The sequence below is a fragment of the Streptomyces sp. NPDC007863 genome (genome assembly GCF_040633895.1).
In the GTDB taxonomy this organism is placed as follows: Bacteria; Actinomycetota; Actinomycetes; order Streptomycetales; family Streptomycetaceae; genus Streptomyces.
In genome coordinates, this window is record NZ_JBEYEI010000009.1 from 94,161 (window position 1) to 112,764 (window position 18,604).

The following is an 18,604-nucleotide window of genomic DNA, read 5'->3' on the forward strand; positions in this document are numbered from 1 at the left end:
CATGGACGGCGGACGACTGACCGAACTGGTCCTCACCCTGCTCGTCGTGCTCTGGGCCGTCACGGCCCTCCTGGTCTGCGTCGGCAACGCGTTCTGGAAACTGCTCGCCACCGCCACCAAGGCCGCCGTCGTCGAACTCGGCCCCTTCGACGCGGGCCGCTCCGACCAGCGGGTCATCCCCATCGACGCCGAACCCGCCCACCCCTCGTACTGGGCACGGCAGTCGTGGGTCGACACGTCGGGCGTCCTCGGCGCCGGACTGCGGGCGCCCTGGCGCCGGTGGCGGAACCACTGGATGGCGACCGTCGTCGCCCGCCTCCTCCAGCGCCGCCGCCCCTCCACCGGCGCGCGCGGCGGCAACCCGATCACCCGGCTGTGGCTGCTGCTCATGGCCCCCGGCACCGCGCTCGGCGCCACCCTCGCGGTCCTGCTCGTCGCCGTCCTGCACGGCGCCGCGCTGCTCCTCTTCGCCCTCCTCGTCACCGTCGTGTGGAGCGGCTGGCTGCTCGCCGTCGGCGTGCTGCGCGCGGCCGAACGGGCCTGGCTACTGGCCTTCCGGATCAGGACCGTGTGCCCGCACCCCGGCTGCCACCGGCCGGTGCCGCTGGCCGCCCACCGCTGCCCCCAGTGCACCAACGAGGTCCACCGGGAGCTGCGGCCCGGACGGTACGGCGTCTTCCGGCACACCTGCCGGTGCGGGGCCCGGCTCCCCTCCTCGCTCCTCACCGGCCGGGCGCGCGTCCCCGCCGACTGCCCCGCCTGCGACCGGCCGCTGCCGCCGTCGCTCGCCACCACCCGGGTGGTGCACGTCCCCCTCGTCGGCGCCTCCTCCTCCGGCAAGACCATGCTGATGGCCGCCGTCGTCGCCGGACTGCGCTCCTGGGCCGCGAGCGGGGCCCTCACCGTCGACTACGCCTCCGACGCCGACCGGCACGACGGCGCCCTCCTCGACCGGCGGCTGCGGGACGACGACTGGGCGCTGAAGACCCAGGGCGACCAGCGGGCCTGGATGATCCTCGTCGGCAAGGGCCGGCGGCGCCGGCTGCTCTATCTGTACGACCCGATGGGCGAGGCCCTCCAGGGCGCCGACCGGCTGCGCGAACAGCAGTACCTCGCCCACGCCGACGGAGTCCTCTTCGTCGTCGACGTCCTCGCCGACCGGGAGGTCCGGAAGAAGATCGCCGAGGCCGACGGCGGCACGGTCGCCGACGCCCGGCCCGCCGCCCAGGGACCCGTCGACACCTTCGACGGCCTCAGCGGCGAACTCACCGCGCTCGTCGGACGGAGAGGAAAGCTGCCCGTGGCCGTCGTCGTCACCAAACGGGACGTGCTCGACCGGATCGCCTCCCTGCCGCCCGCGGGCGCGCAGGTCGAGAGCTGGCTGACCCAGCTCGGCCTCGGCGGACTCGTCCGCAACTTCACCCACCAGTTCGCGACCGCCCGCTACTGGTCCGTCAGCGCCTTCACCGCCACCGGCACCGGCGCCCTCGACCCCGAGGGCCGCCGGGCCGCCGAACCCGTCCTGTGGCTGCTCGCCCGCTCCGGCCTCCGCGTCGACGCGCTGGTCGACGCCCGTCCCGGCGGAGCGGGGGTGCGCGGCCGATGACCGTCGTCACCCCGCGGGTCGCCCGCTCCCGGAAGGCCGTACGCGCCCTGCTGACGACGGCCACCGTCCTCGTCCTCACGGCGGCGGCCCTCGGCGCCGTCTACGGGGCGCCCGGGCTGCTCGACGCGATCCTCCGGCTCGCCGAGTCCGTCCCCGCCTGGTGGGAGGAGCTGACGGCCACGACCCCCTGAACCACTCCCGGACCGTCCCCGAACCACCCACTCCCCGACTCCCCGACTCCCTGACTCCCTGACTCCCTGACTCCCTGACTCCCTGACTCCTCTGGAGGAAATCGTGTCCGACCTCCCCGGCGGCGCCATGGCGAACCGCCCGGTGCACTTCATCTGGCTGCTCGACACCTCGTACTCGATGTCCGGCGAGAAGATCGGCCAGCTCAACTACGCGATCCGGGAGGCGATCCCGGAGATGCGCACGGTGGCCGACGACAACCCGGCCGCCCAGCTCCTGCTGCGCACCATCACCTTCTCCACCACCGCCCGCTGGCACCACAAGGACCCGGTGAAGGTGCACGACTTCACCTGGCAGGACGTGGCGCCCGACGGCACCACCAACCTCGGCGAGGCGCTGACCCTGGTCGCCGGGGAGCTGCGCACCCCTCCGATGCCGGAAAGGGCCCTCAAGCCGGTGATCGCGCTGGTCTCCGACGGGGCGCCGACCGACGACTGGCGGGCCGGGCTCCGCGCCATCGAGGCGACGCCGTGGGGCCGCAAGGCCGTCCGGGTGGCCATCGCGATCGGCACGGACGCCGACCGGGGCGTGCTCCAGGAGTTCCTGGCCAACCCGGAGCTGCGGCCGCTGGACGCCAACAGCCCCAAGCAGCTGGCCGCCGCGATCCGCTGGGCCTCGACGGCCGCCGTGAAGGCCGCCTCGCAGCCCGTCGCCGGGGGCAACGGCTCGGGCGACGGCCCGACCAAGCCGGCCGCGCCGTACGCGCCGCCGATGCTCGCCACCGACGACGACGACGTGTGGTGAGCGCCCTGCCGACCTGGGAAGTACTCGACACCAGTGTCATGGGGCTCGGGAAGAAGCTCAACCAGGACTGGGTCGAGACCAGCGGCACGGGAGCCGCGAACGACCCCGTGATCCTCGCCGTCGCCGACGGGCACGGCTCCGCCTCCTACCCGCGCAGCAACGTCGGGGCGCAGTTCGCCGCCGAGCTCTTCGCCGCGAGAGGGCGGGAGTTCGGCGCGCTCGTCCGCCCCGGCCGGCTGCCCTGGCTGCGCGACTACGCCCGCTACGAGCTGCCCGAGCAGCTGGTGCGGGACTGGCAGGCCAGGGTGTGGGCGCACTGGGCCCGCCAGCCCGGCCCCGAGGGCGCCGACGCGCCCCGCGAGGAGGTCCTGCGGATGTACGGCTCCACGCTCATCGGAGCCGTCCTCGCCCCCGGCCTCTTCGTCGCCTGGCAACTGGGCGACGGCGAACTGACCGTCGTGGACGCGGACGGGCGGGTCCGCCTCCCGCTCGCGCCCGAGCACGCCGAACTCGGCGACGAGACCGCCTCCCTCTGCCTCCGCAAGGCCTGGCACCTGGTCCGCGTCCACTGGGAACCCCTGCCCGAACCGGCCCGGGCCCCCCGGCTGATCACCCTCTCCACCGACGGCCTCTCCAAGAGCTTCGCCTCGGACGCCGGCTTCACCGAGTTCACGGCCGGCCTGTACGAACGGCTCGCCTCCCGGGGCCTCCCCGGCATCGAGCAGGACGTACCCCGCTGGCTGGAAGCGGCGTCCCGCCACTCCGGCGACGACACCACGCTGGCGCTGGCGCATCGGGCGGAGTCGGGGGGCGGGGAGCCCGGGGGCGGGGAGCCCGGGGGTGGGGAGCCCGGGGGTGGGAAGCCCGGGGGTGGGAAGCCCGAAGGCGGGGTGACGGGGGCCGACCCACGGGAGGCGTGGGCGCGGGCTCCGGAGCCGGCGCGGCCCTGGGGGCCCGGGAAGGACGTGGATCCAACATCCGATCTCTCGGATCCGCCCTCCGATACATCGGATCCAACATCCAAGCTCCCGGATCCACAATCCAACCTCTCGGATCCAGCATCCGATGCATCGGATCCAACCAGCGGCACGAGGAACGACGACGAGGAGACCGAACGACCATGAGCGGCATGCTCGACAACGGGGACACGCTGACGACCGGCACCGGGGAGACGCTCGTCGTCGACCGGCTGCTCGGCCAGGGCGGCCAGGGCGAGGTCTACCGGGTGACGCTTCCCGACGGCTCCGCCAAGGCGCTCAAGTGGTACTACCCCGAGAGCGCGACCCCGCAGCAGCGGCGGGTCGTCGAGGACCTGGTGGAACGGGACTTCGACGACGAGCGGTTCCTGTGGCCGACGGCGTTCGTCGACGCGGCACCGGACCGCTTCGGCTATCTGATGGACGTGCGCCCGGACCGCTTCCGGGGTCTGCCCGAGCTGTTCCGGCGGACGGTCACCACCAGCTTCCGGGAGCTGCTGACCGCCTGCCTGTACACGGTGGAGGCGTACCAGGCGCTGCACTCGCGTGGCATCGCCTACCGGGACATCTCCTGGGGCAACATCTTCTTCGACCCGGCCACCGGCGACGTGCTGGTCTGCGACAACGACAACGCGGTGGTGGAGGGCGACCAGAGCGGCATCTCCGGCACCATGGGCTTCATGGCCCCGGAGCTGGTGCGCGGCGACCCGGGGGCCATGCCCGGCACGCAGAGCGACCTGCACTCGCTGTCGGTGCTGCTCTTCATGTTCCTGGTGAACCACCACCCCTTCAAGGGGGCCAGGGAGCTGGCGATCCGCTGCCTGGACGAGCACGCGGAGCGCAGGCTGTACGGCAAGGACCCGCTGTTCGTCTTCGACCCGGACGACACCGACAACCGCCCGGACCCGGTGGAGCACACGACGGCGCGGGTGCTGTGGCCGCTGGTGCCGCCGTCGCTCCAGAAGCTGTTCACGCAGAACTTCACGGTGGGGCTGCGGGAGCCCTCGGCCCGGGTGCGCGAGTCCCAGTGGCGCGACGCCCTCCGGGCGGCCCGGGACGCGATCGTGGAGTGCCCCAACTGCGGCCGGCCGAACATGACCGAGCCGGGCTCGGCGGCGCCCGGGACCTGCTGGAAGGACGGCGCCCCGCTGGTGCTGCCGCCCCGGCTCGTGGTGACCACCCCGCCGCCCCGGTCGGAGCGGCACATCATGCTGGGGCGGGCGGCCCGGATCCACCGCCACCACCTGACGGCGGAGCCGACCCGGCACGACTACTCGGACGGCAGCCTCGTCGCCGAGCTGGTCGAGCACCCGCAGAAGCCGGGCCGGTACGGGCTCGCCAACCGCTCGGCGGAGGCGTGGACCGGCACCCGTTCGGACGGCACCAGCCAGCGGATCGTGCCGGGCCAGACGGTGCCGCTGCGCGCCGGTCTCGCCCTCGAACTCGCCGACGGCGCCCGGGCCGAGGTCCGCGCCCGCTGACCCGGGACGGCCGCCTCAGCCGCCGAAGAACGCCAGGATCCCCTGGAGCAGGGCCATGCCGCCGCTGCCGACCGTCACGTACGGCTCGACGGCGGCGAGCGCGGTGCGCACCCGGCCCTCGTCGGCGGGGCGGTTCTCCCGCTCCGCGGCGGCGAGTTCGTCCCGTACGGACTCCGCCGGGGCGACCGCCGTGGTGGCGGCGGGCTGCTCGCGCAGCAGGGTCACCAGCTGCTCGGCGAGGGCGCGGGCGGTGACCGGTTCGGCGGGCTGGTGGTAGTGGTTGTTGGTGACGGTGTTGTCGTTGCCGAAGGCGTTGCCGCTCACCGGGCCGTTGAAGTTGAAGGTGTTCACGGGGTCCCCTTTCCTTGTGCCCACTGGCCGCCGGGGCCGGGCTGTCCGCCGCCGGCCCCGGGCTGGCCGGGTGTGTTCTGGACGACGTTCTGGTGGCCGAAGGCGTTGCCCTGGACGATCCCGTTGAAGTTGTACGTCGGGTTCGAGTTGATGATCTGCTTCGTCGAGTCGAAGGACGCGCTGTCGATGTGATGGTCCTTCAGGAAGCGTTCGGTGGCGATGAGGATGCCGCCCTGGAGGCGCTGGAGGTAGTCCTGTGCGTCGGCGGAGTCGCTGAAGAGCATCTGCTCGGGGTCCGAGACGCGTTCGCGGACGCTGTCGGTGGCGCCGTGGTCGTGCAGGGTGTTGCGGCGGGTGATGTCGCGGCGGTCGCGCCGCAGGGCCCGCTCGCGGCCGCGGCGCAGGGAGGCGCGGCGGGCGGTGCGGGACCAGGAGCCGGTGAGGCAGCGCCACCAGATGGAGTTGGTGCCGCCGAAGAGCATCCGGAACCGGTCGAAGCCCTGGGTGGGGAGGGTGGTGACGGTGTAAAAGCGGGCGGCCGGCGGCGGGATCACGAAGATCATGAACTCCCAGGAGAGGCTGGGGGGATGGAGCCGCGCGCGCATGTGGACGGAGACGACGACCCGGCCGCCGTCGCTGATCCGCTCCAGGCTGAGGTAGGTGCGGGTGCCGGCGCCGGGCTTGATCAGGCCGGTGCGGACGAGGTCGGGGGAGATCTGGGGGCGGGGGCGGCCGACGCGCGAGTCGAGGAGTTCGCCGACGAGGTACGGGACGTGGTCGCCGGAGACGTACAGGCGGTTCCTGGCGCGCAGCCCCTCCAGGCCGGATATGGTCTCCATCTCGCGGGCGACGAAGGTGTGCAGGTCGACCGCGTCGAAGGGCCGGGCGGTGAGCTTCCGTCCGGGGTTGGCGGGGTCGTCGGCGGGCTGGGAGACGTCGATGGGGTGCCAGACGACGTCCTTCACCTTCTCGCCGTGGCCGACGAACGGGTCGTGGTGACCGGCGGAGGCGGTGTACGGCAGGACGTTGGCGCGGGCGAGGGCCCGCAGCCGGTCCTCGGCGTCGCTCTCGACGGCCGGGGCCTGCTCCTCCGGCCGGGTGTCCTCCTGGAAGACCCGCTGGGCCTCCCGCCAGGAGACGGCGAGGTCGTGGTGGGTGGCCCACCAGCCGCCGACGAGGGCGGCGAGCCCGGTCGCGGCGCCGGCCCCGCCGAGGAACGGGTCGACGGCGAGCCCGAGAGGGAGGAGCGCGATGCCCGCCCAGAGGAGGAGGAAGAGCAGCGACAGGGTCCGGTCCCTGGCCCGGACCCGTCGGGCGGCCACCCGGGCGTGCCGCGCGAGCGCCACCAGGTTGACCCCGAGCGGCAGCCCTATGGCGGTCAGCCGGTCGCCGGTGAGCTCGACGTCCATGTCGTGGGCGAAGGCGTCGTCGAGGTAGACGTGCGCGCAGAGCTTCCTCGTCACCGCGTCCTTGCGGTAGGTGGGAAGCGGAGCTAAGTTCCGGCCGGCCATGCGGTCCCCCTGAGTCCGTCACCGGACACCCTAGGGGGACCGCGGCGCCGTGTCAGTCCTCCGCCGGCTTCAGCCTCAGGGAGATCGAGTTGATGCAGTAGCGCTGGTCCGTGGGGGTCGGGTAGCCCTCGCCCTCGAAGACGTGGCCGAGGTGGGAGCCGCAGCGGGAGCAGCGGACCTCGGTGCGGATCATGCCGTGGGAGGTGTCCGCGATCAGCTCGACGGCCTCGCTGTCCTTCGGGTCGAAGAAGGACGGCCAGCCGCAGTGCGACTCGAACTTCTCGTTCGACGTGAAGAGCTCGGCCCCGCAGGCGCGACAGGAGTAGACGCCCTCGGTCTTGGTGTCCGTGTACTCACCGCGGAAGGCGGGCTCGGTGCCGGCCAGCCGGAGCACCTGGTACTCCGACGGGGTCAGCTGCGCCTGCCACTCCGCGTCCGACTTCTCGACCTCGTACGTCATCGTCCGTCCACTCCCTCAGTTCGCCAGGCGGGCCAGGATCGCCGGACCGAGGTCCGTGACGTCGCCCGCGCCCATGGTCAGAACGAAGTCGCCGGGCCGCGCCATTCCCGCGATCACCTCGGGGACGGCCGTCTTGTCGTGGACGGGGGTGACGTCGGCGCCGGCGGCGCGGGCCGCGTCGAGGATCAGCTCGCTGGTGACGCCGGGGATCGGGTCCTCGCGGGCCGGGTAGATGTCGAGGACGACGGAGCCGTCGGCGAGCGCCAGGGCGTCGCCCATCTCCTTGCCGAGCTCCTGGGTGCGGGAGAAGAGGTGCGGCTGGAAGACGACGAGCAGCCGGGAGTCGCCCGCGGCGCCGCGCATGGCCTCCAGGTCGGCGGTCATCTCGGTGGGGTGGTGCGCGTACGAGTCGATGACCTGGACGCCCGCGGCCTCGCCCTTGAGCTGGAGGCGGCGGCCGACGCCGGTGTAGGCGGTGAGCGCCTGGGCGAGGGCGGCCGGGTCGAGGCCCGCGCGGGCGCCGGCGGCGAGGGCCGCGGCGGCGTTGTGGGCGTAGTGGCGGCCGGGGACGGAGACGGTGAAGGTGTGCTCGGCGCCGTCGAGGGCGACGGTGACCTCGCTCGTCATCCCGTTCGGGACGATCTTGAGGATGCGGGCGTCGGAGCCCTCGCCCTCGCCGACGGTGACGATGCCGAGGTCCTCGCGGCCGGCGGCGGCGACCCGGGCGGCCAGCTCGCGGGCGCCGGAGTGCTCTCCGACGACGAGGGTGCCGCCGGGGCGGAGCTTGGCGGCGAACTTCTCGAAGGACTCGTAGATCTCGTCCATGGAGGCGTAGTTCGCGTGGTGGTCGAGCTCGACGTTGAGGACGATCGCGACCTGGGGGTCGTACTTCTGGAAGCTGCGGTCGCTCTCGTCGGCCTCGGCGACGAAGACCTCGCCGTCGCCGTGCCGGGCGTTGGTGCCGGGGCCCGCGAGGTCGCCGCCGATCGCGTACGAGGGGTCGACGCCGAGCTCGGTGAGGGCGACGGCCAGCATCGAGGTGGTGGTGGTCTTGCCGTGCGTGCCGGCGACGGCGATCGCGGTGAGGCCGTCCATGAGGGAGGCGAGCGCGTCGGAGCGGTGCACGACGGGGATGCCGAGCTCGGCGGCGCGGGCCAGCTCGGGGTTGTCGGCGCGGATGGCGCTGGAGACGACGACGGCGGAGGCGTCGTCGGCGAGGTGCTCGGCGGCGTGGCCGAGGTGGACGGTGACGCCGTGGGCGCGCAGCGCCTCGGCGGTCGGGGAGTCCTTGGCGTCGCTGCCCGCGACCTTGGCGCCGCGCTGGGCGAGGATCTTCGCGATGCCCGACATTCCGGCACCGCCGATGCCGATGAAGTGCGGCCGTTCCATGGCGGCAGGGATGGCGGGTGCCATGCGGTTCTCTCCCCGGGTGTGCGTGAGACGTTTCGGCTCCAGCCTAGTGGCTGTGGCCGGAGGGCCCGGGGACGCGGCGCGTCCCCGGGCCCTCCGCCCCGCCGTCACTCGCTGTGCGCGAAGAGCTTCAGGACGGGGACGCCCACCTTGTGCCGGGCGCGGGAGGCCCAGTCCCGGTGGAAGAACTCCTCCACGTAGTGGGGGGCGGTCAGGACGATGACCTCGTCCGCCCCGGCCTCCTCGACGACCGCCTTCATCTTGTTCAGTGGGTGGTCCTCGACCACCTGTCCGACCGCCTCGCAGCCCGCCTCTCTCAGGGCCCGGAGCGAGTGCTCCAGGGCCAGCTCGGCCGGTTCTCGGGCGGCTTTGCCCTCCGGTTCGTCCCCCTCCCGGGCCGCCTCCTTGAGTTCGCCCAGCGCGACGTCGTCGATGGCGCGCAGCAGTACGTCGGCCTGATCACCGCGCGGCTGCATCAGCACGATGAAGGACACGCCCTCGTCGCCGTGCAGGGTGGTGACGAATTCCACGTCCACGGACGTCAGGGGCTTCTCGATCATCAGAACGCTTGTGAACACCTCAGGAGCCCTTCTGCGGAAACCATCCTTCCCCGTGACCGCACGGGGACTGCGACTGTGATTGTGCCCAGCAGACGCTAAGCGGAACGGCAAATTCCGCCGATTGTCAGATCCGACGGTAGCGGCTGAAGAGGAAGCCGTCCTGCTCCAGCAGAGAAGCCAGCCCAAAGCGTGTCGGAAGCGCGATCGAAGGCCCGTGGGCGATCCGCTGGGCATCACCCGCTGTCATCGTGGGGGAGAGCGTCAGGCACAGCTCGTCGAGCACCTCCGCGGCGGTGAACTGGCCGAGCAGCCGGGGCCCGCCCTCGGTGAGCTGCCGGCGCAGCCCGCGCCCGGCGAGCAGGGCGACCGCGCGGGCCGGGTCGACGGCGGCCCCCTCACCGGCGAGGAGCACCTCGACCCCGGCCTCCCGCGCCGCGGCGAGCCGCTCGGCGGGCGCCCCGGCCCCGGTCAGGATCAGGGTCGGGACCAGCGGGGCCGCGAAAAGCGGAAGGCTGAGGTCCAGGTCGAGCGAGGCGGTGACGACGGCGATGACGGGGGCGGGGCCCTGGCCCGCGGCGGCCCGGCGCGCGGCGAAGGCCTCCCGGGCGCGGGCGGGGCGGTACCCCTCCTGGCGTACCGTTTCCGCACCCACGACGACCACGTCCGCGAGCCCGCGGAGGGTGCCGAAGATCCGCATGTCGGTGTCGGAGGAGAGCGGCTGCGAACGCCCCTCGTGCTGTCCGGCGCCGTCGAGCGAGGAGACCATGTTGGCCCGCAGCCAGGTCCCGGCCTCCGCCTCGACCTCGGCCGGATAGGCATAGGCGTCGGCCAGCTCGTCGAGGGACCACTCCCGGTCCACCGCGTTGACCTGGGGGTTCGGGGCTGTCGTGTCCGTCACAGGGAAGAGCTGTCGCATTCTCGCAGTCTGACACGGCCCTTACAGTGGAGAACTGTGTCGACCCGTGCCCTGAACGAAGCCGCCCCCGCAGCGGCGACCCCGCTCTCGCTCTGCTCCCGAGAGCCCCGCGTCCCCGCAGACCGGCTGGTCGCGGAGATGGTCCCGCCGCCGCGCTTCGACTCGGTGCGCTTCGACACCTACCTCCCGGACCCGAACCAGCCGAGCCAGTGCGAGGCCGTCAAGGTGCTCTCCGGCTTCGCCGAGGGCCTCGGCGGGGCGCACGCGACCGGCGCGGGCCGCCGGCGCTGGTTCGCCCGCAAGCCCGCCGCCCCGGCCGGCCCGCGCGGCGTCTACCTCGACGGCGGCTACGGCGTCGGCAAGACGCACCTGCTCGCCTCGCTCTGGCACGCCACCCCCGCCGAGCCCGCGCTGAAGGCCTTCGGCACCTTCGTGGAGCTGACGAACCTGGTCGGCGCGCTCGGCTTCCAGGAGACCGTGCGGACGCTGAGCGGGCACCGCCTCCTGTGCATCGACGAGTTCGAGCTGGACGACCCGGGCGACACCGTCCTCGTCTCCAGCCTGCTCGGCAAGCTGGTCGACGCGGGCGTGGCGCTCGCCGCCACCTCCAACACGCTCCCGGGCAAGCTCGGCGAGGGCCGCTTCGCCGCCGCCGACTTCCTCCGCGAGATCCAGGGCCTCTCCGCGCACTTCCGGCCGCTGCGGATCGACGGCGAGGACTACCGCCACCGGGGCCTGCCCGAGGCCCCCGCGCCCCACTCCGACCAGGTCGTCACGGAGACCGCGTACCGGACCCCGGGCGCCTCCCTCGACGACTTCCCGCACCTGCTCGAACACCTGGCCAGGGTTCACCCGAGCCGGTACGGCGCCCTCACCGACGACCTGACGGCGGTCTGCCTCACCGACGTCGGCCCGGTCCCCGACCAGTCGACCGCGCTGCGGCTCGTCGTCCTCGCCGACCGTCTCTACGACCGCGAGATACCGGTGCTCGCCTCCGGGCTCCCCTTCGACAAGCTGTTCAGTGACGAGATGCTGAACGGCGGCTACAGGAAGAAGTACTTCCGCGCCATCTCCCGGCTCACCGCACTGGCGCGGGACGCAAAGGGGCTCGTGGCGCAGTAGGTTGGGGGCCGTACCCGATCGGAAAGGCATCCACCATGGCCACCGTGCGTCACGCCCACACCATCTGGGAGGGCAACCTCCTCCAGGGCTCCGGCACCGTCACCTTCGACTCCTCCGGCATCGGTTCGCAGCCCGTCTCGTGGCCGTCCCGCGCCGAGCAGGCGAACGGCAAGACCAGCCCCGAGGAGCTCATCGCGGCCGCGCACTCCTCCTGCTTCTCGATGGCCCTCTCGCACGGCCTGGCCGGCGCGGGCAACCCGCCCACCCGTCTGGAGACCAAGGCGGACGTCACCTTCCAGCCGGGCGAGGGCATCACCGGCATCCACCTCACCGTGCGCGGCGAGGTCCCCGGTCTGGACGCCGAGGGCTTCCAGTCGGCCGCCGAGGACGCCAAGAAGAACTGCCCGGTCAGCCAGGCCCTCACCGGCACCACGATCACGCTGACGGCCGAGCTGGTCTGACCCTCCGTCACCCTGGGTGACAGGGTCGGTTTTACGCCATCCGAGGCGCCGTGGACCCGCGTCATGGCATCGCGCACACCGCTGCGTGGTACATGAAGCGGGTCCACACCTGTTCCGGCGGGAAGGTCCCCCTCATGGCAGTGACGCGACGTCAGATCCTGGCCGGCACCGGCGCCTCCGTCGCCGGGATCGCCTTCACCGGCGCTCTCGCCGACCTCTTCACCGGCACCCCCGCCGTCGCCGAACCGCGCGGCGGCTACGGCCCGCTCCTCCCCGACCCGGCCGGCCTGCTCGACCTCCCGGCCGGATTCTCCTACCGGGTCCTCTCCCGCGAGGGCGAACCGCTCCGCTCCGGCGAAGGGGCGGTTCCCGGCCGCTGCGACGGCATGAGCGCCTTCATGGGGCCGCGCGGCGGCGTCCGGCTCGTCCGCAACCACGAGAACCGCCCCGACGCCCGCCATCCCGTCCCGCTCGCCCCCGGCCTGGTCTACGACCGCGGCGGCAAGGGCGGCTGCACCGTCCTCGGCCTCGACGCCGACGGCACGGTCCGCTCCGAGCGCGTCGGCATCGCCGGCACCGCCGTCAACTGCGCGGGCGGCCCGACCCCCTGGGGCACCTGGCTGACCTGCGAGGAGACCGAGGACAAGGCCGGGACCAAGGGGTACGAGAAGGACCACGGCTTCGTCTTCGAGGTCGACCCGGCCGCGCCGTACCGCAGCGGCGCCGTCCCGCTCACCGCCCTCGGCCGCTTCGCCCACGAGGCCGTCGCCGTCGACCCGCACACCGGGATCGTCTACGAGACGGAGGACGCCTTCGAGCATCCCTTCGGCCTCTTCTACCGCTTCCTGCCCGAGCGCCCGCACGGCGGACCGGGCTCGCTGCGCGCGGGCGGCACCCTGGAGGCCCTGCGGGTGCCCGGCGTCCCCGACCTGTCGGTGGTGCGGGAGGCGGGGACGGTCTTCGAGGCCGTGGAATGGGTGCCGGTGCCGGACCCGCAGGCCACCTCGACGCCCATCCGCTTCCAGGACTTCGGGCGCGGCGGCATCACCCACGCGCAGAAGCTGGAGGGCTGCTACTGGGGCGGCCGCGCCGTCCACTTCGTCTCCTCCTTCGCCCGCGCCTCCGACGGCTCCGGCGCCACCCACTTCGGGCAGGTGTGGAAGTACGACCCGGCCGCCCGGCGCCTCACCCTCGCCGTGGTCTTCGGCCCCGACACCGACGCCCGGCTCCCCGGCGAGTCCCCCGACAACATCTGCCTGGCACCCGCCGGCGGCCTGATGGTCTGCGAGGACGGCGGCGGGGCGCAGCACGTCTACGGCGTGAACCGGCGGGGCGAGGTGTACGCGGTGGCGCGCAACCGGCAGGACGTGGGCGAGCCGGGCGCCCCCGAGTGGGGCGAGTTCGCCGGCGTCACCTTCTCCCCGGACCACTCGACGATGTACGTGAACTGCTACGACCCCGGCACCACCTTCGCCGTCACCGGCCCGTGGCGCTGACCCCGGGCACGGCGGGAAGGAAGGCACGCACGATGACGCAGGAGCACGACGTGACGCGGGACGGGACGGACGGCGACGGGGGCCGGGCCGCGCCCCTGAGCGCGGCGCTGCGGCTCCCGCCGGGCGAGCGCGTCGACCTCTCCGCGTACGACCCCCGGGCCACCCCCGGCGGCCCGGGCGGCGCGGACGGCCAGGGCGGCAAGACGGCCGGGCGCGCCGCCACCGCGCTCCTCGCGCCGCGGCTCGCCGCGCTCCAGGAGCGGCTGTACGCGGCGAGCACGGCGGGCGACCGCCGGCGGCTGCTGCTGGTCCTCCAGGGCATGGACACCAGCGGCAAGGGCGGCACGGTCAAGCACGTCATCCGCCCCTTCAACCCGTCCGGCTGCCGGATCCGGGCCTTCAAGGCGCCCACCGAGGAGGAGCGCGCCCACCCGTTCCTGTGGCGGGTCACCCGGGCGCTGCCGCTGCCCGGCGAGATCGGCATCTTCGACCGCTCGCACTACGAGGACGTGCTGATCGCCCGGGTCAGGGAGCTGGTCCCGCGCGCGGAGGTGGAGCGGCGCTACGAGGAGATCGACGGCTTCGAGCGGGCGCTCGCCGAGGACGGGGTGACGCTCGTGAAGGTCTTCCTGCACCTCTCGTACGAGGAGCAGCGCGAGCGGCTCCTGGAGCGCCTGGACAACCCGGAGAAGCACTGGAAGTTCGACCCGGCCGACATCGAGGACCGGACCCGCTGGCCCGCCTACCGGGAGGCGTACGAGCTGGCCCTGGAGCGCTGCTCGTCGCCGGAGACGCCCTGGTACGTGGTCCCCGCGGACCGGAAGTGGTACCGGAACTGGGCGGTGAGCACGCTGCTCCTGGAGCACCTGGAGGCGCTGGACCCGCGCTATCCGCCGGGCGGCTTCGACGTGGCGGAGTGCCGCAGGCGCCTGCTCGCGACCTGACGGGTGACGGGACGGCGCCCCTCCGGGGGTGTGACGGCAGGCCTCCGAGTTCGATCGGATAACTTCCGTTCGTGACCATTTCTGTACGTAAAGTGGCGGCGGTCGGTCTGCTGGGCGCCGTACTGACCGGCTGCGGCGGGGGCGCCGGAACCCCTGCGGCGGGACCGGCCGGACCGACGACCACGGCCTCCGCCCCGACGGCGAAGCCGACCGCCGCCCCGGGCGCGAAGCCCGCGCCCGCCGCGCGGCCCGCCGCGCCGCCCACCCTGGCGGCCGGCCCCCAGGGCCGTACCCCCGTGTACGAGCGGCGGACCGGCCGGAGCGCCGAGAAGGTCGTCGCGCTCACCTTCGACGCCGACATGACCGCCGACCAGGGCCCCCGCGCGGCGCGCGGCGAACGCTTCGACAACCCGGAGCTCATCGCCACGCTGCGCCGCCTGAAGGTGGACGCCACGATCTTCATGACGGGCCGCTGGGCGGAGGAGTACCCCGACCAGGCCCGCTCGATCGGCAACGACCCCCGCTTCGAGATCGCCAACCACTCCTACAGCCACTACGCCTTCGCCGAGCCCTGCTACGGCCTGCCGACGGTCGCCGCACCGGACATGGCGGCCGACGTGAAGCGCGCCTTCGACTCCTTCCGGGACGCCGGGGCCGTCCACGTCGTGCCGTACTTCCGCTTCCCCGGCGGCTGCTACGACGACACCGCGCTGCACGCCCTCGCCCCCGCCCGCGTCACCGCCGTGCAGTGGGACGTGGTCGGCGGCGACGCCTTCGCGAAGGACCCCGACGCGGTGGCCGAGCAGGTCCTCTCCGGCGTCCGCCCGGGCTCCGTGGTCGTCCTCCACTGCACCCGCAGCGCCGCCCCGGCGACCGAACGGGCCCTGCGCCGCGTCGTCCCCGAACTCCGGGCACGCGGCTACCGCTTCGTGAAGGTCTCGGAGCTGATGCGGGAAGGCTGACGGCCGACGGGGCGGGGCTCATTCGAGCAGCTCCGCGAGCCGGACGAGCTCGTCCCCGGCCTCCGCCCGCTCCTCACCGGAGAGCGGTACGGCTCCGGCCTCGGCGAGCGCCGCCGCCGCGGCCTCCTCGTCACCGAGCCGCCGGGCGACGTCCGCGCGCAGCACCAGGAGGCGCAGCAGTTGTACGGGGGTGGGCCGCTCGTCCTCCCGGCCGAGCGCCCGCTCGACGATCCGCGAGGCCCCCACGAGGTCCTCCTTGGAGTCGGCGAGGAGGGCGGCGTGGTGCAGGGCGCGGGCGAAGGTCCCCTCGGGGGCGGCGGCGTGGTGGAGGTCGCCGCCGATCCGCTGCCCGACGCGGACGCGGTTGCCGCCCGGGTCGGTGAGGAGGAACTGCCGCATCCCGTAGCCGGTGTCCCGGAGCGCCCCGAGGCGGGGCAGCCCCCGGGCCGGGATCCGCCCGTACGCCTCCTTCAGTCCGGCGCGGAAAGCGGCGTACAGGCCGTCGACGTCGTCGGTGACCACGTAGCAGGTGCTCATCGTGGTGGCGGGGTCGTGGTGCCGCACCCCGAAGAACTGGAGCTCCAGGGAGCCCCGGGCGACGGCGGCGTACGGGTTGGGGCTCTTCTGGACGAAGGTCACCTCGAATCCGAGGGCGGTGTAGAAGTCCAGGACGGGCTGGAGGGTCCGGCAGGGCAGGATCGGGATCGTTCGCTCGGCCATGCGCCCAGCCTACTACTCAAACTTGACTAGCAGGGGAGAAGCGTGCGGCCGATCGCCGGACGGACGGCACCTCAGCCGGAACAGGCGGTGCGCTGGGCCTCCTGCCATTCGCAGACCGGGCACAGGACGATCCCCTTGACCGACTCCGCGTACTCGGTCGGCTCCAGGCACAGCACGCAGCGCGCGTACGGCCCCTCGGCGGCCTTGGGCGGCCGGGGCGCGGGCTCGGGGGCGCAGTACGCGGCGGATTCCGTGGTCATGACACCGAGGCTACTCCCGTCGCGCACCGGCCCGGCGGGAAAGGGTCGCCGTCACCACGGCGAGGAGGACGGCGGCGGCGCAGGCGGCCCACGGCGGGCCTGCCGTCCCCTCGGCGGCGACCAGGGCGGTGACCGCGTGCTTCGCCGGCGAGCCGGTGGTCACCAGGGCCAGCAGCGAGCCGAGCAGCAGCCCCGCCACCGACCAGCCCGGCGCCCTCACGAACGGCCGGGAGGCGAGCGCGCCGACGGCCCCGCCGGTGAGCGCGCAGGCGGTGGTGGCCAGGAGGCCGGCGAGCAGGGCGGCCGGCCCGCCCGTCCCGGCGAGGTCGCCCGTGCCGGTCACCACGGCGACGGCGACCGCGCCCGCGAGGACGGGCCACCCGGCTCCGGTGAGCAGCGCGGCCAGGTGCGCGCGGGACCGCCCGCCGGCGGCGGCCGTCACCGCCCGCGCGGCGGCCGCCTCCTGCGTCAGGCAGATCCGCACCGACCAGGCGGCGACCGGCAGCAGCCCGGCCGCCGCGATGCCGAGCGAGCCGAGGACGGGATCCCCGGGCCGGACCCCGACCGCGACCAGCGCCGCGTACAGGAGCAGCGGGGCGAGCCACCGCTGGGAGCGCAGGAACAGGGCAGAGTGGTACCGCAGCAGCGCCGTCACGGGCGTTCCCCCTCCGCCCCGGCCCGTCCGGGCCCGACGCGGTGGACGTGCCAGGCGGCGGCGAGCAGGGCGCGCAGCAGGTCGTCGGAGTGCGACGCGGCGACCTGGAACACCACGGACCCGTCGGCCGCGCGCGCCGCCCGGGTGGCTCCGCCCGGGAGGAGCTCGGGCAGGGGCCGGGCGCCGGAGGCGACGACCCGGACGGGGGCGGGGCCGGGTGAGCGCGGGTCCGGGTGACTGCGGCCGGCCGCGACGGTCGGGGACGTGCCGGGTTCGCCTGCGGAGCGACCCGGGTCGTGGCGGACGTGGCCCTCCGCGACGGTCAGGGTCGTGGCGGGGGTGTCGGCGAGGCGGCGGGGGTCGTGGTCGACGAAGAGGGCGGTGGCGCCGGCCTCGACGCGCTCGCGGACCGCCGCGTCGAGTTCCGCGCGGGCCTCGGGGTCGAGGCCCGTCCACGCCTCGTCCAGGACGAGGAGCTCGGGCTCCGCGAGCAGTGCCTGGGCGACGGCCACCTTCTGCGCGGTGCCCTTGGAGAGGGCGGCCAGCGGGGTCCCGGCGTACCCGCCCGCGCCGAACCGCTCCAGCCACTCCCCCGCCCTGGCCCGGGCGGGACCGGTCCGCAGGCCCTGGAGGCGCCCCAGGTGCACCAGGTAGTCGAGGGCCGTGAACGGCAGGGCGGGCGGGAAGCGCTCGGGGACGTACGCCGTCCTGGCCGGACGGCCGGTGATCCGGCCCTCGGCGGGCGCGTCGACCCCGGCGACGAGCCGCAGCAGCGTCGACTTGCCGGTGCCGTTCGCTCCGGTGACCCGGACGAGCCGGCCGGCGGGCAGCTCCGCGTCGACGCCCCGCAGCACCCACGGGCCGCGCGGCCCGTACCGGCGCCCCACCCCCGCGAGCCGCACCGGCTCCCGCGCTCCGACGATCGTGCTCATGGGCGGGATCCTCGCCCGGCCACGGGCCGGGCCGCAAGATCCGGCTCCCGGAGGCCGGTGGCAGACTTGCCGGGTGAGCAGCAACGACACCGATCCCCGCGACGAGAAGCCGCAGTTCGTCCTGCCCCTGGTGGTACGGATCGAGCGCGACGCGCCCCCGGCCCGTACCGACGCCCTGGAGACGGCGGCCCGCGCCGTGCTCCGGCTCCTCACCGACGAGCGGTCGCTCGGCGACGGCGAGTGGGCCGCGGCCGTCGCCGACTGGGAGGACGCCCGCATCCGCAAGGTCGTGCGGCGGGCGCGCGGCGCGGAGTGGCGGCGCGCCGGGGCCCTGCCCGGCATCACCGTGACCGGCGAGACCGCGGAGGTACGCGTCTTCCCGCCGGTCCCCCTGGACGGCTGGCCCAAGGAGCTGGCCAAGCTCCAGGTCTCCGGCACCGACCTCGACGACCCGGATGCCGCGCCGGGACCCGTGCCGGAAGGGGCGGCCGTGCTGTGGATGAATCCGGGGCTCGACATGTCCGCCGGCAAGGCGATGGCCCAGGCCGGGCACGGCGCCCAGCTGCTGTGGTGGGCGCTGGACGACGCCGCCCGCGCGGCCTGGCGGGAGGCGGGCTTCCCGCTGGCCGTGCGCACGGCGCCGGAGGCCGAGTGGCCCGCGCTCGCCGCGAGCGGCCTGCCGGTGGTCAGGGACGCGGGCTTCACGGAGATCGCGCCGGGCAGCGCCACGGTCGTGTCGGCGTACCCCGGCGTCCTGGCCGTGGCGCCCGGGAACCTCAAATGAAGC

The 18,604-nt window shown here is 74.2% G+C and carries 21 protein-coding genes; 11 read left to right on the forward strand and 10 right to left on the reverse strand.

Features of this window, described 5'->3' with window-relative positions; genetic code table 11:
- The first annotated feature begins 1 nt into the window (after position 1).
- The 5 genes from ABZ621_RS16265 (at position 2) to ABZ621_RS16285 (ending at position 5,057) form a co-directional block, all read left to right on the forward strand.
- Positions 2-1,606 carry a hypothetical protein gene (locus ABZ621_RS16265; protein ID WP_360604856.1) on the forward strand — a complete coding sequence of 535 codons (1,605 nt, stop codon included), beginning with the start codon at positions 2-4 and terminating at the stop codon, positions 1,604-1,606.
- Positions 1,603-1,797, forward strand: a complete 195-nt coding sequence (locus ABZ621_RS16270) for a hypothetical protein (RefSeq protein ID WP_360604858.1) — start codon at positions 1,603-1,605, stop codon at positions 1,795-1,797. The genes ABZ621_RS16265 and ABZ621_RS16270 overlap by 4 nt, the downstream gene beginning before the upstream one ends.
- A 127-nt stretch (positions 1,798-1,924) precedes the next feature.
- Positions 1,925-2,599: a VWA domain-containing protein gene (locus tag ABZ621_RS16275; RefSeq protein WP_360605119.1), complete on the forward strand. Its 675-nt coding sequence runs from the start codon at positions 1,925-1,927 to the stop codon at positions 2,597-2,599.
- A complete protein-coding gene (locus ABZ621_RS16280) occupies positions 2,596-3,723 on the forward strand; it encodes a PP2C family serine/threonine-protein phosphatase (protein ID WP_360604860.1) in 1,128 nt (375 codons plus the stop codon). The genes ABZ621_RS16275 and ABZ621_RS16280 overlap by 4 nt, the downstream gene beginning before the upstream one ends.
- Positions 3,720-5,057, forward strand: a complete 1,338-nt coding sequence (locus ABZ621_RS16285) for a protein kinase (RefSeq protein ID WP_360604862.1) — start codon at positions 3,720-3,722, stop codon at positions 5,055-5,057. The genes ABZ621_RS16280 and ABZ621_RS16285 overlap by 4 nt, the downstream gene beginning before the upstream one ends.
- A 15-nt stretch (positions 5,058-5,072) precedes the next feature.
- Here ABZ621_RS16285 and ABZ621_RS16290 read toward each other — a convergent pair whose 3' ends face one another.
- The 6 genes from ABZ621_RS16290 to ABZ621_RS16315 all read right to left on the reverse strand — a co-directional run bounded on the left by ABZ621_RS16290 (position 5,073) and on the right by ABZ621_RS16315 (position 10,265).
- Positions 5,073-5,408, reverse strand: coding sequence for a hypothetical protein (locus tag ABZ621_RS16290; protein ID WP_360604864.1), 336 nt, complete (start codon positions 5,406-5,408; stop codon positions 5,073-5,075).
- The gene (locus ABZ621_RS16295) at positions 5,405-6,919 is read right to left on the reverse strand and encodes a hypothetical protein (RefSeq protein ID WP_360604866.1); all 1,515 of its coding nucleotides are present in this window, start codon (positions 6,917-6,919) and stop codon (positions 5,405-5,407) included. Before ABZ621_RS16295 ends, ABZ621_RS16290 begins: the two co-directional genes overlap by 4 nt.
- 52 nt (positions 6,920-6,971) lie before the next feature.
- Positions 6,972-7,379, reverse strand: a complete 408-nt coding sequence (gene msrB / locus ABZ621_RS16300) for a peptide-methionine (R)-S-oxide reductase MsrB (RefSeq protein WP_360604868.1) — start codon at positions 7,377-7,379, stop codon at positions 6,972-6,974.
- A gap of 15 nt (positions 7,380-7,394) precedes the next feature.
- Positions 7,395-8,792 (reverse strand): UDP-N-acetylmuramate--L-alanine ligase, encoded by a 1,398-nt coding sequence (murC, locus tag ABZ621_RS16305; RefSeq protein ID WP_360604870.1) that lies wholly within the window; start codon positions 8,790-8,792, stop codon positions 7,395-7,397.
- A 104-nt stretch (positions 8,793-8,896) separates the two neighbouring features.
- Positions 8,897-9,367, reverse strand: coding sequence for an indole-3-glycerol phosphate synthase (locus tag ABZ621_RS16310; protein ID WP_169089252.1), 471 nt, complete (start codon positions 9,365-9,367; stop codon positions 8,897-8,899).
- Positions 9,368-9,473: 106 nt separating this feature from the next.
- Positions 9,474-10,265, reverse strand: coding sequence for a pyrimidine reductase family protein (locus ABZ621_RS16315; RefSeq protein WP_360604872.1), 792 nt, complete (start codon positions 10,263-10,265; stop codon positions 9,474-9,476).
- A 36-nt stretch (positions 10,266-10,301) separates the two neighbouring features.
- Here ABZ621_RS16315 and zapE point away from each other — a divergent pair, with 36 nt between their 5' ends.
- The 5 genes from zapE (at position 10,302) to ABZ621_RS16340 (ending at position 15,250) form a co-directional block, all read left to right on the forward strand.
- Positions 10,302-11,387 (forward strand): cell division protein ZapE, encoded by a 1,086-nt coding sequence (zapE, locus tag ABZ621_RS16320; protein ID WP_360604874.1) that lies wholly within the window; start codon positions 10,302-10,304, stop codon positions 11,385-11,387.
- A gap of 35 nt (positions 11,388-11,422) precedes the next feature.
- Positions 11,423-11,848, forward strand: coding sequence for an OsmC family protein (locus ABZ621_RS16325; RefSeq protein WP_360604876.1), 426 nt, complete (start codon positions 11,423-11,425; stop codon positions 11,846-11,848).
- Positions 11,849-11,982: 134 nt separating this feature from the next.
- A complete protein-coding gene (locus ABZ621_RS16330; RefSeq protein ID WP_360604878.1) occupies positions 11,983-13,344 on the forward strand; it encodes an alkaline phosphatase PhoX in 1,362 nt (453 codons plus the stop codon).
- A 32-nt stretch (positions 13,345-13,376) separates the two neighbouring features.
- Positions 13,377-14,288 (forward strand): PPK2 family polyphosphate kinase, encoded by a 912-nt coding sequence (locus ABZ621_RS16335; RefSeq protein ID WP_360604880.1) that lies wholly within the window; start codon positions 13,377-13,379, stop codon positions 14,286-14,288.
- Between the two features lie 71 nt (positions 14,289-14,359).
- The gene (locus tag ABZ621_RS16340; protein ID WP_360604882.1) at positions 14,360-15,250 is read left to right on the forward strand and encodes a polysaccharide deacetylase family protein; all 891 of its coding nucleotides are present in this window, start codon (positions 14,360-14,362) and stop codon (positions 15,248-15,250) included.
- 18 nt (positions 15,251-15,268) lie between these two features.
- On the opposite strand, the gene ABZ621_RS16345 is transcribed toward ABZ621_RS16340, so the two are convergent.
- From ABZ621_RS16345 to ABZ621_RS16360, 4 genes are all read right to left on the reverse strand, one after another.
- The gene (locus ABZ621_RS16345) at positions 15,269-15,970 is read right to left on the reverse strand and encodes a VOC family protein (protein WP_360604884.1); all 702 of its coding nucleotides are present in this window, start codon (positions 15,968-15,970) and stop codon (positions 15,269-15,271) included.
- 71 nt (positions 15,971-16,041) lie between these two features.
- Positions 16,042-16,230: a hypothetical protein gene (locus tag ABZ621_RS16350; RefSeq protein ID WP_169090038.1), complete on the reverse strand. Its 189-nt coding sequence runs from the start codon at positions 16,228-16,230 to the stop codon at positions 16,042-16,044.
- A gap of 10 nt (positions 16,231-16,240) precedes the next feature.
- Entirely contained in the window at positions 16,241-16,885 is a 645-nt protein-coding gene (locus tag ABZ621_RS16355) for an ABC transporter (RefSeq protein WP_360604886.1), read from the reverse strand.
- Positions 16,882-17,817: an ABC transporter ATP-binding protein gene (locus ABZ621_RS16360; protein WP_360604888.1), complete on the reverse strand. Its 936-nt coding sequence runs from the start codon at positions 17,815-17,817 to the stop codon at positions 16,882-16,884. The genes ABZ621_RS16355 and ABZ621_RS16360 overlap by 4 nt, the downstream gene beginning before the upstream one ends.
- Positions 17,818-17,890: 73 nt before the next feature.
- Between ABZ621_RS16360 and ABZ621_RS16365 the strand changes: the two genes are divergently transcribed.
- The gene (locus ABZ621_RS16365) at positions 17,891-18,601 is read left to right on the forward strand and encodes a peptidyl-tRNA hydrolase (protein WP_360604890.1); all 711 of its coding nucleotides are present in this window, start codon (positions 17,891-17,893) and stop codon (positions 18,599-18,601) included.
- Positions 18,602-18,604: the final 3 nt, after the last annotated feature.

Excerpts from the sequence above, each read along its gene's own strand:
- ABZ621_RS16265 (WP_360604856.1), top strand. The coding sequence starts at position 2 with ATGGACGGCGGACGACTGACCGAACTGGTCCTCACCCTGCTCGTCGTG.
- ABZ621_RS16270 (WP_360604858.1), top strand. The coding sequence starts at position 1,603 with ATGACCGTCGTCACCCCGCGGGTCGCCCGCTCCCGGAAGGCCGTACGC.
- ABZ621_RS16275 (WP_360605119.1), top strand. The coding sequence starts at position 1,925 with ATGGCGAACCGCCCGGTGCACTTCATCTGGCTGCTCGACACCTCGTAC.
- ABZ621_RS16285 (WP_360604862.1), top strand. The coding sequence starts at position 3,720 with ATGAGCGGCATGCTCGACAACGGGGACACGCTGACGACCGGCACCGGG.
- ABZ621_RS16295 (WP_360604866.1), bottom strand. The coding sequence starts at position 6,919 with ATGGCCGGCCGGAACTTAGCTCCGCTTCCCACCTACCGCAAGGACGCG.
- msrB (WP_360604868.1), bottom strand. The coding sequence starts at position 7,379 with ATGACGTACGAGGTCGAGAAGTCGGACGCGGAGTGGCAGGCGCAGCTG.
- murC (WP_360604870.1), bottom strand. The coding sequence starts at position 8,792 with ATGGCACCCGCCATCCCTGCCGCCATGGAACGGCCGCACTTCATCGGC.
- ABZ621_RS16315 (WP_360604872.1), bottom strand. The coding sequence starts at position 10,265 with ATGCGACAGCTCTTCCCTGTGACGGACACGACAGCCCCGAACCCCCAG.
- ABZ621_RS16325 (WP_360604876.1), top strand. The coding sequence starts at position 11,423 with ATGGCCACCGTGCGTCACGCCCACACCATCTGGGAGGGCAACCTCCTC.
- ABZ621_RS16330 (WP_360604878.1), top strand. The coding sequence starts at position 11,983 with ATGGCAGTGACGCGACGTCAGATCCTGGCCGGCACCGGCGCCTCCGTC.
- ABZ621_RS16335 (WP_360604880.1), top strand. The coding sequence starts at position 13,377 with ATGACGCAGGAGCACGACGTGACGCGGGACGGGACGGACGGCGACGGG.
- ABZ621_RS16345 (WP_360604884.1), bottom strand. The coding sequence starts at position 15,970 with ATGGCCGAGCGAACGATCCCGATCCTGCCCTGCCGGACCCTCCAGCCC.
- ABZ621_RS16350 (WP_169090038.1), bottom strand. The coding sequence starts at position 16,230 with ATGACCACGGAATCCGCCGCGTACTGCGCCCCCGAGCCCGCGCCCCGG.
- ABZ621_RS16360 (WP_360604888.1), bottom strand. The coding sequence starts at position 17,817 with ATGAGCACGATCGTCGGAGCGCGGGAGCCGGTGCGGCTCGCGGGGGTG.